Below are 15,151 nucleotides of genomic sequence, written 5' to 3'. Positions count from 1 at the left end.
TGGACACTGAGCAAAGCCCACGCTCACTAATCAAATGTGACTAGTTGCCAATGCCTAATACCTGATTGCCTAGAGTGAACGAGAACTTGTCACTTCATTAGGATCCCTATAAGCCCGGACTTTTTGACGATTACGAGCCAGACCTGCTAAACCGCCTAGACCAAGTAAACCTAGCCATCCCCAATCGAAACCGCGATCGCTAGTTTGTTGGTAAGTTGTGATTCCTGTATTCCTGTTAGTACCTGTAGTTCCAGCGCCTGTAGGATCAGTGCCTGTGGTTCCAGTGCCTGTGGTATCACCTGTAGTTCCAATTCCTGCGGGATCAGTACCTGTAGTTCCAATTCCTGCGGGATCAGCACCTGTGGTTCCAGTGCCTGTAGTTCCAGTACCTGTGGGATCAGTACCTGTGGTTCCAGTACCTGTGATTCCAGTACCTGTAGTGCCAGTGCCTGTAGTGCCAGTGCCAGTGCCTGTGGTTCCAATTCCAGTGGTTCCAGTACCTGTAGTGCCAGTGCCTGTAGTGCCAGTGCCTGTGGTTCCAATTCCAGTGGTTCCAGTGCCTGTAGTGCCAGTACCTGTAGTTCCAGTAGTGCTAGTTCCAGTAGTGCCAGTACCTGAGCTACTGCCACCACTGGAACTTCCACTGCCGGAGCCTCCGCTTTGGGCATAAACAGAAGGTGGTAAGGAGAGAGAAGCGAAACTGATGGCAAAGACAGTAGCCAAAACAGCTTTAGATAAATCAAAAGGCTTCATGGTTATGGTTCCTTTTATGTTTTAGATTTCTGTGGTTGATTTTCAAAACCAATATTGCCTACTCAATCCACTGCTAAATCAGATAAATTTTGACAAGACAGATTGAGGAGTCTTTTACCTAGTTTCGTTTTAGAAAAATTGAAAGCATTTTAAGCTCCCACAACAATTTTCTATTCATCATAATCAAACTAATTCATAATCAGTAATTACTAATTCATAATTGGGAACCCAGGTTCAAAGCCGCTTGTTCACAACATCCAAGGAATAATAATTAAATTTATAATAAAAATTACATTCACTTGTTATATTATGATTTTTAATTACTACTTATTGTGAATTATTTTGTCATTCTTACTCAGGATAGCAGCTAGTTTTTTGCCAGACTTCTACCATAGGGGTAAAACCAATTCTATCGCAGGAATTAATTTGGCATTAAACTTACTTTATGAACGTGAAGATAATGAAGTTTTTTGGAGCTTGCAATCAGACAAACAGGCTTCAAGATAAGTGCAATCTTCACACTGTAAAGTATGCCCAGGATTGGCACATCCACAGGGAGGGTTCACAAAACATTCAGAAGGATCTTTATGTGTCCGGTATTTTTTTGATATAAAGTATAAAGCTGCTTCTTGTAGACAAAAAACAATGTCTTCAACCATATAATTTCCTACTATTTATCCATCTATAATGAAAACCACAATTTTTGATTTACTTATTTAGATGTATTAACTAAGGAGGCAGTAATAAATTAAACTATAATACCTAATCATAATAGGTGGTTTATAATAAGGCATAAAACCAACTCTAGGATACTTGACGCATAGCTTGCTTACCCCAAGAGAGACAATATAAACCTTTTATTTATTCACACCTGCCTACTTGATAAGTAGAAGAGATCGCTAAGTTAAACAGTATTTTGATCTCAAGAAATCTAATTACTTTATTAGCATTAGGTTTTAGTTAGTAAGATAGAAATCTACTAGAATAGAAATTTTAAGCAGCCAGATCCTGCTAGCGGTTGAAACTAGATTAAGAATACTCTACAATCCTATTTCACCTGAAAACTTATAACTTCATACTCCAGGTGTGTTTTGACATTAGACTTAAGGAATATGTTTATTGTCAGTTAGTTTGTTATCTAATTTTAATTACTGACTGATACAAATTCTTTCCCCTCTGCTTATTTACTGATAATTTGTACCAGTATTAAACTAAAATGGTATTCCCAAGGATATATTTAGAATATAGAAGCATTTAGTTCTCACCCATTTGGTATATCACGAAACTTCTTTGACCAGATAACCATCTTCCATATGAATTATGCGATCTGCGATATCTAAAATTCTGTTGTCGTGAGTGACCATTAAGATGGCACAATTCTGCTCTTTAGCTAGTTTCTGCATCAGGGTGACAACATCTCGGCCTGTCTTACTATCTAAAGCAGCTGTAGGTTCATCAGCTAAAACTAATTTCGGATGACTTACTAAAGCACGAGCAATGGCTACCCGTTGTTTTTGTCCACCTGAGAGATCAGATGGGTAATAATTAACTCTATTCTCCAAATTAACGGCATTGAGCATAGCTTCGGCTTTGCTGCGAGCTTCCAATTCGGGAATATTTTTATGCAGTTCAAGTGACATTTGGACATTCTGTCTAGCTGTTAAGAAATCTAATAAGTTATGAGCTTGAAAAATATAGCCAATATGGCGGCGGACTTTAACTAATTGCTCATTAGTAGCTCCAGAAAGCTCTTGACCTAAAAATTTAAGGCTTCCTTCTTGGACAGAGCGTAACCCACCAATTAAAGTCAGTAAAGTTGTTTTTCCTGAACCTGATGGCCCAGTCATAATCACAATTTCTCCAAATCTGATATTAAAATTAATATCAAATAATATCTGACTCCGTACTTTTTTCTCGCCGAAGTAATGATTCAGATCATTTATGCTAACAATAAATTTTGTTTTCATGATGGTATAAAATGTTATCAAATTAAAAAATATCTGCTGGATCTACATTTCGGAGTTTATTCGTAGATAAAAAGCCAGAAGTTAAGCACATTAATGTTGCCGAGATTAATACTAAAATTGCTTTATCGGTGCTCATGATAACTGGTAACTTAGTAGCATTTTTTGACACATCATATAGGGCTATAGATATAGCTAAACCCGGAACATAACCTAAGGATGCTAAGATTAAAGCCTGTTGAAAAACTACACTTAATAGGTATTTATTTTTAAATCCCATTGCTTTTAAGGTTGCATATTCAGTTAAATGACTAGAAATATTACTATAAAGAATTTGATAAACAACGATTACACCAACAACAAACCCCATTAACACCATCAGATTAAATACAAACCCAATGGGTGTTCTGAGAGACCAATAGCTTTTTTCCATAGCGATAAAGTCTTTGCGGGTAATTACTTTTACATCTTTGGAGAGCTTGGCTGATAAATCTGCCAAAACTTTTTCAGGGTTTGCATTAGGTTTGAGCTTAATTAATCCTATATCTATTTTTTGTACTGGACGATCTTGAAATATTCGGAGGAAAGTTGAAGAACTAACGATTAAATTACCATCAACTCCAAAGGAAGGCCCTAAAGTAAATAAACCACCAATTTTAACTTTATAGCCAACTAATCCAGTGTAGCTGAATATTTCAACTTTTATGTTTTTACCTTGCTCAAAATCTTTAGCGATCGCTCCAAATTCTGGTCGAGAATCGCGGTCAAACAAGACGATATTAGGGATTCTAATTAAGTTGAGTTTTTCTTCGATATTAGGGAATTTAAAGATTGATTTAACTGGGTCAAAGCCTAGGACATATAGTGGGAACTTCAGACCGTTATTAGGATTTTTAAATTTTGCGAATTGCACATATAAAGGGCTAACTGATTCTACACTATCAAAACCTAATATTTGATACAAACTTGAACGATAAAAGCTTTGATTTGAAGTTAGAGATTTATATTGAGCACTAATTAAAAATAAGTCTCCATCTAGATTCTTATGCAATTGCGTAGCACTGTCATAGAGGGCAGCTTGAAAACCAATTTGCATAAACATTAAAACTGCAACAAAAGCAATCCCTGCTAAAGCTACAATAAAGCGAATTTTTTGCCGGACTAGTTGTAGCCAAGCTAGGGGAATATTGAGAATCATTTAGTAAACCTCAAAGATATAAATTAGATTAAATCAAGAAAGAATGCTTTGTTGAAATCAAGAATCTATCAGTACTTCCTAATTAGCGATAGTGTAGCATCTGGTAGAGAATAAAAAGGTAGCCAATTAAGGAATAGTATTAAGTAGTACAAGGATTTTTAGTGAGTTAACAAAGCTATCTTTGAAATCTTCAAATATTAATAATAACCTCCACTTGTAAATCAGTAAAACCAGCCACTCGCTGGTTATCTTCCAGATTATCAATACGAATTTTTACATCAACTATTTTGTTATCTGTGTCTGCTTGAGGATTGTTATTAAAGATATTTTGTTTGCCAACTTGCAAACCAATATCTGCAACTTTTCCTCGTAATTTCCCTGGTAAAGCATCACTAGTAATAATGGCCGACTGACCTATACGCACTTTTTTAATATCAGTTTCATAGACTTCTGCTACCACATACATCTGTTGTGTTCGACCTAAATCAGCTATTCCCGTAGTGCCGATAATTTCTCCAGGCCAAGCATTAATTTTCATGATTTGCCCGGTTATAGGCGATCGCACAACACTTAAATCCAACTCTGCCTTAGCCTGATTAACTGAGGCTACTGCACTTTCGACATCAGCTTGTGCTGCTGCTATATCGGTAGGACGAATCTCAGAAATACTCTTTAGTCTGGCTTTGGCCTCAGTTAACTGCTTTTGAAGAGTTTCCATAGTGCGGTTGAGAGAAGCTTTAGCTTCATTGAGTTGCTGTTGAACTGTATCTACTCGCAAACGCCTAGTATCTGAATCAGAGGCTGAAATCGCACCGTCTTTGTATAACTGCTGATATCGCTGATTTTCGCTTTCAGCATTACGCCACTCGGCCTCTAAGCGAGCGATCGTTGCTTGTTGAGCAGAAGTTTCCCCACGCAACTCAGCTTCCAAACGAGCAATGGTTGCTTTTTGTGCAGAGATATCTCCGGCTTTTGCGCCAGCTTTTACTTGGTTAAGACTAGCTTGGGCAACTAGGACTTGTTGTTGGGCTTTTTCTAGGGCTGCAAGACGAGGAAAGTAACTGTCAAGAATTGCAACTACTTGCCCCTGTCGCACTTTGTCTCCTTTTTTTACCATGAGTTTTGTGACTCTTACACCCCCTTGCGACTCTGGGGCCGACAGACGAATAACCTCTCCTTGAGGTTCTAAACGTCCTAAGGCTGCAATAGAAGTAATTTTAGGAGGACTACTTGGGATAGGCTCCACTTTCGAGGCCAACTGAAATCGTGAAAAGGTATATAAAGAGACTGCACCAGTAGCTACAGTCATAGTGGTTGCTAACACAACCGTCCACCAACCTACAGGTTTTATGAATGACTGTTTTTGTTTTTGTACCATAATTATCTCTTCCAATTTAGCGATGTCTAAAGACAAGGCGCTTCCGAATTATTCAGAAACAGCAGAGATGAAAATAGACCTTATATCATGTTTGGATGAACACTTTAATTCAAATGAGGGAATTAAACCCCTCTTTTGAAGCTACGGTTTACACACATCCCTGTGAAAAACCAAAATCGTTGTAGATCCTCCTAAATCCCCTTAAAAATAGGGGAACTTTAAGAGGTTTTTGCCCCCCTTAAAAAGGGGGGTTAGGGGGATCTTCCGAAGCCAGATTCAATCGTATTGATGTTCCATCAATCTGTTAGTAGAATCAACTTTTGGTAAATCCATTTGGTACTTTATGTATATAGCCAGAGGAAGCTTTATTTGTTTAGCACTACCTCTCTTTTACTTTTAACGATCGCTAAGTATTCGCTACGAGTTCCATCTATGCGATAGTGATCGCATATCTGACAGAGTTTCAAAATATCCAATCGACTAAATACTTTTTGATGCTCAATTCCGTTATCGTTCCTCCACCGCCAGAAAGTTGTCCGATCAATGCGGCGATTACTTTCAGGCCATCTTCGTCGGGATAAGAAATCTACCAGTTCCTCTTCATAAAACGAGTAGCCTTTTGGTAACTTCAGGAGTTCTTCTCTTAACTCAATTAGCGGGATGAGTGGATCTAGCTCAGATAGTCTCATGCCAGCAAGCCCTTATCTTATATTTTCGTGACAGTCAATTATGCAGAACGCTTTATACAATACGGGTCATCGCATTAAATCGCATTGTCATACTGTGCGTTTATGAATCTATGGAGTGACCAGGTAATCAGGTGAATTTAATATTTATATTCTCCCTATTGATGTATCTCTCCGCCTTCTTAAACAAACAGTATTAAATTACATTATTTAATCATTTACGATAGACTGAGTGATACTCAATTGCAACCCATATGCAACAATTTTGATGATAAACAACTAGCAAAATACTCGATATAAAATATGGGTAATAGTTTCAATTGTCTATCGTTGTTTAACAGTGTTATGTCCTCGCTGTTACTCAGCAGTTCTAAATAAGTATTTGCTTGGTGATGGGTCTGTTGTTTGCCAGAATTTTTCATTCTTCAGATATAGTTGCTAGTTGTTATTGTTACATTGCCAACAGAATTCCTTCTTTTGGAATAAAAATTAAACAAAATAACTGATTGATTAATACATATTCTTTTTTAAAATAAATCAACTTAGCGATAGATGTAAAAGCTAGCTAGCAAAATCAACGTCTCAGAACTTAATATTTTATTATACGTACTTGTATCCCAAATTTAAATTGGTTGAGTAACAATTCGCTGAACCTCTAACGCCAGTGCATTTCCTGCCTATGCAAGTTGCTCTGCAACCGACAATTCTTTTTAACTCAATGATATTGGGAGAAATACTGATAACCCATCTAGTCTAAATCGCTATTATTAAGGAAAATTTAACTTCTTGCAACTTGGATAGCGTGTTTCTACAGGGTTTATCAAGAGACAACTTATTTTCTCATGCGGGTATTGATATATGGAGGCCGGAGTTGAGGCTAGCAGGACAACTCATCATTAGCTAAAAATCATTTGTTTATTAGTTTATCGAATGAGTAATAAGTAATCAAACAAACATATATGCAATTTGCATGCAATTTTAGCAATGTGTTTTTGCTATATGACATACTAATTGAAATGAGTTTTAATAGTTATGTGAGTGACAGCGATCGCCCCCCAAAGACCCAAGATAAAATGAAACTACAGCGATTCATGCTCTCATTGCCAAGCTTTGATAACCAGCGACTGATTTTTCATTCAGCTCGCCAGACTCTTCGCAAAGCTGAGATGGCCCGCGTTGCGGTGCGTGAATGGCTCAATCAACATGATTGTGAGCTAGAAGAGTGGAAAAGCAAAAAAGCTTCTGAGCTTGGGATTAGTATTAGTAGACTTGAGCAAAAGCTATTAGATGCTGCTCAACATCAGGTAATAACGAATAAAGGAAATAACAATCCTGATTCAGAAGAAGATTCTGTATAAGTTTATATGTAGATTCTGATTCAATTACCTAATTATATTCCGCAAATGTGCAACCAAAAATCTAGTATCCTTAATTTGCAACTGCCTAAAAAGTTATGATCAACAAGATTTCATTTAGCAAGACTTATCTCGTTGTATATAAGTTGCATATCAATTGTAATGGAGAATTAACCAGTCTAATATTAAGTAAAGCGACAAGTTGATAAAATAACACGGAGTAGGATAAGTTTTCTGAATAAAACTATCCAAGTTCTTACTAGCTCAACAACTTATGTTGCAAGGTTGAAGCTAATCTCTAATTTAGAGCGATTCTTTAGATGCGTGAAATACTCCATTAAAAAAGTCTGAATTCTGTATTTAGACTTCAAATTATCCTCTCTACAATCTCTTGAAGTCTTGTTTATGGCTCCTTGTTCTTCAAGTAAAAGTATATCACTTAGCATCAATAGCCCTTAGTTTTTAAGTAAAAACTAATTGGGGTTCCTCCTATTTGTAGAGATAATAAATTTATCATTATCTCTACAGTTCCAGAATCTAATAGTAAAGAAAAAGTCATGACTGCTTCTAGAATTGAAGCTGTTTTAGCACAGTTGCAAGAAGAAGTGAGCAACTGTGAACAGGCTCTACTCAAGCTCATACAGGGTAAAAAAGTTATGGTTGAGAATGCACCACTAACCAGCGAGATAAATAGACCTCAGCAAAAAACCGATATTGCCATTATCGGGATGGCTTCTATATTTCCCCAATCGCAAAATTTACAGGAATATTGGGAAAAAATTATTCACAAAGTTGATTGTATTACTGATATTCCCCCTTCGCGTTGGAATGTAGAGGATTATTACGATCCTAACCCCAGAACACCTGATAAAACCTACTGTAAAAGAGGCGGATTTATCCCGGATGTCAATTTCAATCCGATGGAATTTGGGCTGCCACCTAACAGCCTAGAAGTCACAGACATTTCACAATTGCTAGGTCTGATTGTTGCGAAAGCAGCAATGGAAGATGCAGGTTACAGTGAATCTCGACAGTTTAGCCGCGATCGCACCGGTGTAATCTTAGGTGTGGCACTAGGTAGGCAATTGGCGGTTCCATTGACTGCGAGAATGCAGTACCCGGTTTGGGAAAAAGTCCTCAAAGGCAGTGGCTTATCCGATGAGGATACACAAAAAATCATCGAGAAAATCAAGAGTGCATATGTGCAGTGGGATGAGAACGCCTTCCCCGGTATGCTGGCAAATGTAGTTACAGGAAGAATTGCCAACCGTCTAGATTTGGGCGGAACTAACTGCGTCGTAGATGCCGCCTGTGCAAGTTCATTAGGTGCCCTCAAAATGGCAATTAGTGAGCTAATTGAGCATCGAGCCGATATGATGATCACTGGCGGAGTTGACACCGACAACTCAATTATGGCCTACATGTGTTTCAGCAAAACTCCTGCTGTTTCCCAAGGTGAGAATGTCAAACCTTTCGATGCCGAATCTGATGGGATGATGCTGGGTGAAGGTGTGGGAATGTTAGTCCTGAAGCGCCTTGAGGATGCCCAGCGAGATAATGACCGAATCTATGCAGTCATCAAAGGCATTGGTACTTCTAGCGATGGACGCTATAAAAGCATCTATGCACCACGTCCAGAAGGTCAAGTCAGAGCCTTACATCGTGCTTACGAAGATGCTGGATTTTCACCTACGAGTGTCGGTTTAATTGAAGCACACGGCACAGGCACTATGGCTGGAGATCCAGCCGAATTCTCATCGATAAAAGAAGTTTTTGGCGAAAACAATCCCAAAAAACAACATATTGCCCTTGGAACTGTCAAATCACAGATTGGACATACAAAAGCTGCTGCGGGTGCAGCGAGTTTAATTAAAACGGCTTTGGCTTTGCACCACAAAGTATTACCAGCCACGATTAACGTCACCAAACCGCATCCTAAGTTAGATATTGATAGTTCGCCATTTTATTTAAATACCGAAACCAGACCTTGGATTAGCGGCGATGACCAGCCAAGACGTGCAGGGGTAAGTTCTTTTGGTTTTGGCGGCACAAATTATCACGTTGTTTTGGAAGAATACACAAGTCAACATCAGCAACCTTATCGTTTACACAAACCTTCCCAGCCGGTGTTGCTATTTGCGTCAACGCCTGAAGAATTGTTGTCGCGTGCTCAAGAAATTGGACAGCAATTGCAATCCGATACGGGAGAGCAGCTTTATACAGAATTGATTTCGGCTTCTCAATCTTTAGAAATTCCGATCGCAAATGCCAGACTTGGGTTTGTTGCTGATTCACTCACTCAAGCTTGCGACTTGTTGCAAACAAGTATTGAGTTGCTGAGAAACAAGCTGCAAGCAGAATCCTGGGAGCATCCCCAAGGAATTTACTACCGCAAAACCGGCATAGCAACAGAGGGGAAGGTAGTTGCCCTATTTTCTGGGCAAGGTTCGCAATATTTAGAGATGGGTCGGGAACTCGTGATTAACTTCCCTTCCTTGGGTCAGACTTATGCTGAAATTGACAGCCTTTTACGCCAAGACGGTTTGCAGCCTCTTTCGGAGGTTGTTTTCCCTAACCCTGTGTTTGATTTGGATCTAAAGACTGCCCAGATGAAAGTGTTGCAGCAAACAGAATATGCACAGCCGGCAATTGGGGCTTTTAGCACTGGTCTGTACAAGATATTGCAACAAACTGGGTTCAAGCCAGATTTTGTCGCCGGACATAGCTTTGGAGAACTTACCGCACTTTGGGCTGCTGGGGTTTTGAGTGAGAAAGATTACTTTTTCTTGGTCAAAGCTAGGGGTCAAGCTATGGCTGTACCAGAAGATCCCCTGATTGATGCGGGAGCGATGCTGGCGGTGAAAGGGGATGTCAATCAGGTTACAGAACTAATTCAGAATTTCCCGCAAGTCACCATTGCTAACTTGAATTCTCCACATCAGATGGTGCTAGCAGGGACGAAAGCTGAAATTGCCACTGTAGAAGAGGCTCTGAAAACTCAAGGATTTTCTACCATCTTGCTGGGAGTTTCCGCAGCCTTTCACACTCCACTAGTGGATTATGCCCAACAACCTTTTGCTAGAGCAATTGAGAAAGTCACTTTCAATGAGCCACAAATCCCGGTTTACACCAATGTGACCGGAAAGCGTTACCCAAATGAACCGGAAGTTATTCAAAAAGTCCTCAAAGAACACCTGAAAAATCAGGTGCTGTTTAAGCAGGAAATTGAAAATATTTATGCTGAAGGTGGTTACTGCTTCATTGAATTTGGCCCGCGAAGCGTTCTCACCAATTTGGTAAAAGATATTCTTAGCGATCGCCCCCATTTAGCTGTAGCTTTAAATACCAGTCATCTCAAGGATAGCGATCGCACTTTGCGGCAAGCTGTTATCCAGTTGCGCGTTGCTGGATTACCTTTGCAAAACTTAGACCCCTATCAACTGGAGTACAAAATCCCAGAAGCTTCTCCAAATAAACTCTTGAATGTCCGCTTAAATAGCACCAACTATATATCAGAAAAAACCAAGCAGTCCTTTGAAAAAGCTATGCAAAATGGACATCAAGTCAAGTCCACCGCTGCGAACGGTAATAAACCTAACCCATATCATTCAGTAGAGAAAGTAGCAGTTAACGGTCAATCTCCCGTTGCGAACGGCAATAAACCTAACTTCTCTCATTCAACAGAGAAGGCTGTTAACGGTCAATCTCTCGTTGGAAATGGCAATAAAGCTAACCCATCTCATTCAGTAGAGAAGGTAGCAGTTAATGGTCAATCTCTTGTTGGAAATGGTAATAAACCTAACTTCTCTCATTCAACAGAGAAGGTAGCAGTTAACGGTCAATCTACTATTACTAACGGCAATAAAGCTAACCCCTCTTATCCAGCAGAGAAGGTAGCAGTTAATGGTGGAGTAAAATCTGTGCAGAACGGACAATCAGATCAACTAGATATCAAGTCTTTGCAACCTAGTCCAGAACTTCCTCTGAGTTACCTAAGAGCTATAGACAACTTAGAGTGCACTCTAATAGAATTCAATCGCCATCAACATGATATCTTGCAGGTTCATGAACAATCTTTGAACCATCAGACAGAATATACCAAAACTTTCTTCCAACTCATGCAGCAACAACATGCGTTGTGGGGAAATGGTAAATTCAGCGAGCCACAAACACAAACACAGCAGCTCGTAGTTTCCAGTTCAGAACGCAGCATCATGCGGTTTCACGAACATCAAACTGACAGCCTCCGCATCCATGAGCAATATCTGAACCATCAGCAAGAATACACTAACAACTTTTTCCAATTACTCCAGCGACATTATCAACTATCGCCTTCTAGCAATAACACTCCACAGAGTCTGATACCGCCAGTCAGCTATCAACCTAGTCCAGTAGCTGCACCACCCCAAGAGGATAACCCTGTTCTGGAGACTGCACCGGTTGCTTTACCGAGCAACGGATCTGCCACTAAGCCTGAGCCAGTTTCAACTAATGGTAATGGCACAAATGGTAATGGAAATGGTGTACATCATCAAAAAACAGCAGTTCTAGATATTACTCCACCAAAGGAGAATAATATTGCAACTGTAGCGATTGTATCGCCACCACCAGTAGCACCCGTACCAGCGCCAGTAATCATTGATCAAGCAGCCCTGAGCCAAACTCTGATTAACGTTGTTAGTGATAAAACAGGCTATCCAACGGAGATGTTAGAGCTGACGATGGATATCGAGGCAGATTTGGGGATTGATTCCATCAAACGCGTAGAAATTCTAGGAGCATTGCTAGAACTATACCCAGATTTGCCCAAGCCAAATCCAGAAGAAGTGGGACAGCTACGCACCCTCGGTCAAATAGCTGAGTATATGGGGAAAATTGCATCAGAAATCTCAGCAGCGATTCCTGCGGCGGGTTTTGTTAACGCTCCGGTGAATGAGGCAGGGAGCAGGGAGCAGGGAGCAGGGGGAGTAACAGTAATATCTCCTTCATCCCCTTCATCTCCAGCACTTACTAACATTGTGCTCAACGTCGTTAGTGAAAAGACAGGCTATTCAACGACGATGTTAGATTTGTCAATGGATATTGAGACAGATTTGGGAATTGATGGTGTCAAACTTGTGGAAATTCTAGGAGCGTTGCTAGAACTATACCCTGATTTGCCCAAACCAAATCCAGAAGCATTAGCTCAACTACGTACCCTCGGACAAATTGTTGCATATATAGAAAAGGGACAAGGGAGTGGGGAAGAAGCAGGGAGCAGGGGAGACTCAATACCTAATCTCCAATCCTCAATTCTTCGCTCTCCTGTCAGACTCAAATATCTTCCTGAACCTGATGTTTTAGATTTCAACTTACCCGATAAGCATATCACCTTGCTTACCGATGATGGTTCTCTCGCCACGACGAAACTAGCTGAAACTCTGTTAAAGCGAGGCTGGAAAACCGTTGTCTTAACTTTTCCCTCAACGGTGATTCCAAAGCAATCTGCTTTACCTGAAGGGATTAGTCGCGTCGTGCTTGCAGATTTGAGCGAGGAGCATTTGCAAGAACAGTTAGGAGCGATCGCTACTAACTATGGCCCAATCGCTGCGTTTATCCATCTGAATCCCTCCACTCAGGAAGATACCAGCAATAATGTCCGCTATTTGGAATCAGAAAAGGCTATCCTTCGCCATGTCTTTCTCATCGCCAAATATCTCAAAGAACCACTCAATCAAGCAGCACTTCAAGGACGTAGTAGTTTTGTAACTGTGGCTCGTCTGGATGGCGAATTCGGACTCGGACAAAAAACTAACTTTGGTGCAATTGGCGCTGGATTATTTGGACTCACCAAAACTTTGAACCAGGAATGGGAATCTGTATTTTGCCGAGCGATCGACCTCAGCCCTGATTTAGATGCCGAAACATCAGCACAGCATATCCTCGCCGAACTTCACGATCCAAATCTATTAGTTGTTGAAGTGGGACATAGTTCACAAGGGCGAGTAACCCTAGTGTGTGAACATGAATTAGAGAGATTACTTCCCACTCCCCAGTCTGCGCTCTCCAACCCCCAATCTCAGGTTTTTCTCGTAAGTGGCGGTGCCAAAGGGATAACGGCTCAGTGCGTGATCAAATTAGCACAACGTTATCAATGCAAATTTATCTTGGTAGGTCGTTCCGCCGCCGATCCAGAACCCGTGTGGACTGAAGGTTACTTGAGTGAAGCAGATTTGAAAAAGCGGATTATGGAGGATTTCTTCGCCAAAGGCGAAAAACCCACACCTGCAATGGTGCAGAAAAAGTTTAACGCTATTTCATCTAGTCGAGAAATTGCCACAACCTTACAAGCTATCAAGCAGGCGGGTGGACAAGCTGAATATTTTAATGTCGATGTGACTGATGCGATCGCACTTAAGGAACAAGTTGCTAATGCGGTGAAGCGTTTTGGCCCGGTGACAGGAATTATTCACGGGGCTGGTAATCTGGCTGATAAGCGGATTGAGAAAAAATCAGTCCAAGATTTTGAAACAGTTTACACAGCCAAAGTTAAAGGTTTAGAAAACCTGTTGCGGTGTGTATCACCGAGTCAATTGAATTATTTAGTCCTGTTTTCTTCTGTAGTTGGTTTCTACGGAAATGTGGGACAGTCGGATTATGCGATCGCTAATGAAATTCTCAACAAATCAGCCCACCTTGTCAAACGGAACCATCCCCATTCTCATGTAGTAGCGATTAATTGGGGCCCTTGGGACAGTGGTATGGTCTCTCCTGAATTAAAACAAGCTTTTGCTGAACGAAATATCGAAACTATTCCGATTGAGATTGGCACTGAAATGTTAGTTAATGAATTAGCTAGTGCAAATCAAGAAACTGTGCAAGTTGTGATTGGTAGCCCCTTGGTGTATATCCCAGAAAAGTTACCAAGCGAGTTGAGAAATTTTCGTATCCAGCGGCAACTAATATTAGCAGATAATCCCTTTTTACAAGACCATGTAATTGCTGGGTATCCAGTTCTACCAGCAACTTGTGGGCTATTATGGATTGCTAACGCCTGCGAACAAATCTATCCTGGTTACAAAGCCTTCAGTTGTACAAATTATAAAGTTTTGAAGGGACTAATTTTTGATGACAATTTACCAACTGAATACACTTTAGAATTGCAAGAAGTTGCTAAAAATGATATCTCTGAGATAGATTTTGATGCCAAAATTTGGAGTAAAACTCCAGAAGGTAAAATCCGCTATCATTTTAGTAGCCAGATGAAACTGAAGCGGCAACTTCCTAATTCCCCTACACACGAATTTCTGAACTTAAGCCAGGATCATAGAATCACCGCTACGACTTCATCACTTTATCAAAACGGGCCTACTAGCTTGTTTCACGGATTTACTTTTCAAGGCGTAAAATCCGTCTTAAATACCACTTTGGACAAGATAACTATAGAATGCTATTTGCCGGAGCCTGGAGAAAAACAACAAGGACAATTCCCAGTCCAAACATTTAATCCCTACATTGCAGATGTGCAGATTCATGCATTTTGGATTTGGGCACAGCATTTTTATCAGGTAGCTTGTTTACCTTCAGAAATCAAAACTTTTGAACAGTTTGAAGCTGTCCCATTTGATGAAACATTTTACGTTTCTTGTGAAATAAAATCAAAGACAGAATCGAGTTTAGTTGTTGATGTCATCGCACATAATTCGCAAGGAAAGATATATACCCGAATGCTTGGAGCCAAGGGAACTATTTTACCCAAGCAATTAGATGAAATTTAAGTAGGAATTAGCCTGACTTTTCATGTCATGTGGAAAATCCTCCTACCCCACAGCGAAATA

At 40.1% G+C, this 15,151-nt stretch carries 7 protein-coding genes; 2 read left to right on the top strand and 5 right to left on the bottom strand.

The genetic code is table 11. From position 1 onward, the window contains the following. Window positions 1-69: 69 nt before the first annotated feature. From ACEYW6_RS15180 to ACEYW6_RS15160, 5 genes are all read right to left on the bottom strand, one after another. On the bottom strand, window positions 70-753 hold the full coding sequence (locus tag ACEYW6_RS15180) for a WGxxGxxG-CTERM domain-containing protein (RefSeq protein WP_412980359.1): 684 nt from the start codon (window positions 751-753) through the stop codon (window positions 70-72). Between the two features lie 1,277 nt (window positions 754-2,030). Further along, window positions 2,031-2,720 carry a DevA family ABC transporter ATP-binding protein gene (locus ACEYW6_RS15175; RefSeq protein ID WP_412980358.1) on the bottom strand — a complete coding sequence of 230 codons (690 nt, stop codon included), beginning with the start codon at window positions 2,718-2,720 and terminating at the stop codon, window positions 2,031-2,033. 22 nt (window positions 2,721-2,742) lie between these two features. Then, entirely contained in the window at window positions 2,743-3,915 is a 1,173-nt protein-coding gene (gene devC, locus ACEYW6_RS15170; RefSeq protein WP_412980357.1) for an ABC transporter permease DevC, read from the bottom strand. Window positions 3,916-4,105: 190 nt separating this feature from the next. Next, window positions 4,106-5,293, bottom strand: a complete 1,188-nt coding sequence (locus ACEYW6_RS15165) for an ABC exporter membrane fusion protein (protein WP_412980356.1) — start codon at window positions 5,291-5,293, stop codon at window positions 4,106-4,108. A gap of 365 nt (window positions 5,294-5,658) precedes the next feature. Further along, the gene (locus ACEYW6_RS15160) at window positions 5,659-5,982 is read right to left on the bottom strand and encodes a hypothetical protein (RefSeq protein ID WP_190894170.1); all 324 of its coding nucleotides are present in this window, start codon (window positions 5,980-5,982) and stop codon (window positions 5,659-5,661) included. Between the two features lie 1,088 nt (window positions 5,983-7,070). Here ACEYW6_RS15160 and ACEYW6_RS15155 point away from each other — a divergent pair. Next, a complete protein-coding gene (locus ACEYW6_RS15155) occupies window positions 7,071-7,337 on the top strand; it encodes a hypothetical protein (RefSeq protein ID WP_190894213.1) in 267 nt (88 codons plus the stop codon). Between the two features lie 554 nt (window positions 7,338-7,891). Further along, window positions 7,892-15,091, top strand: a complete 7,200-nt coding sequence (locus tag ACEYW6_RS15150; RefSeq protein ID WP_412980355.1) for an SDR family NAD(P)-dependent oxidoreductase — start codon at window positions 7,892-7,894, stop codon at window positions 15,089-15,091. Window positions 15,092-15,151 lie beyond the last annotated feature (60 nt).

The organism is Nostoc sp. UIC 10607 (assembly GCF_047228265.1).
GTDB lineage: Bacteria > Cyanobacteriota > Cyanobacteriia > Cyanobacteriales > Nostocaceae > Nostoc > Nostoc foliaceum_A.
The sequence above is the reverse complement of the archived record's forward strand: the minus strand, read 5'-3'. Positions and strand labels throughout refer to the sequence as shown.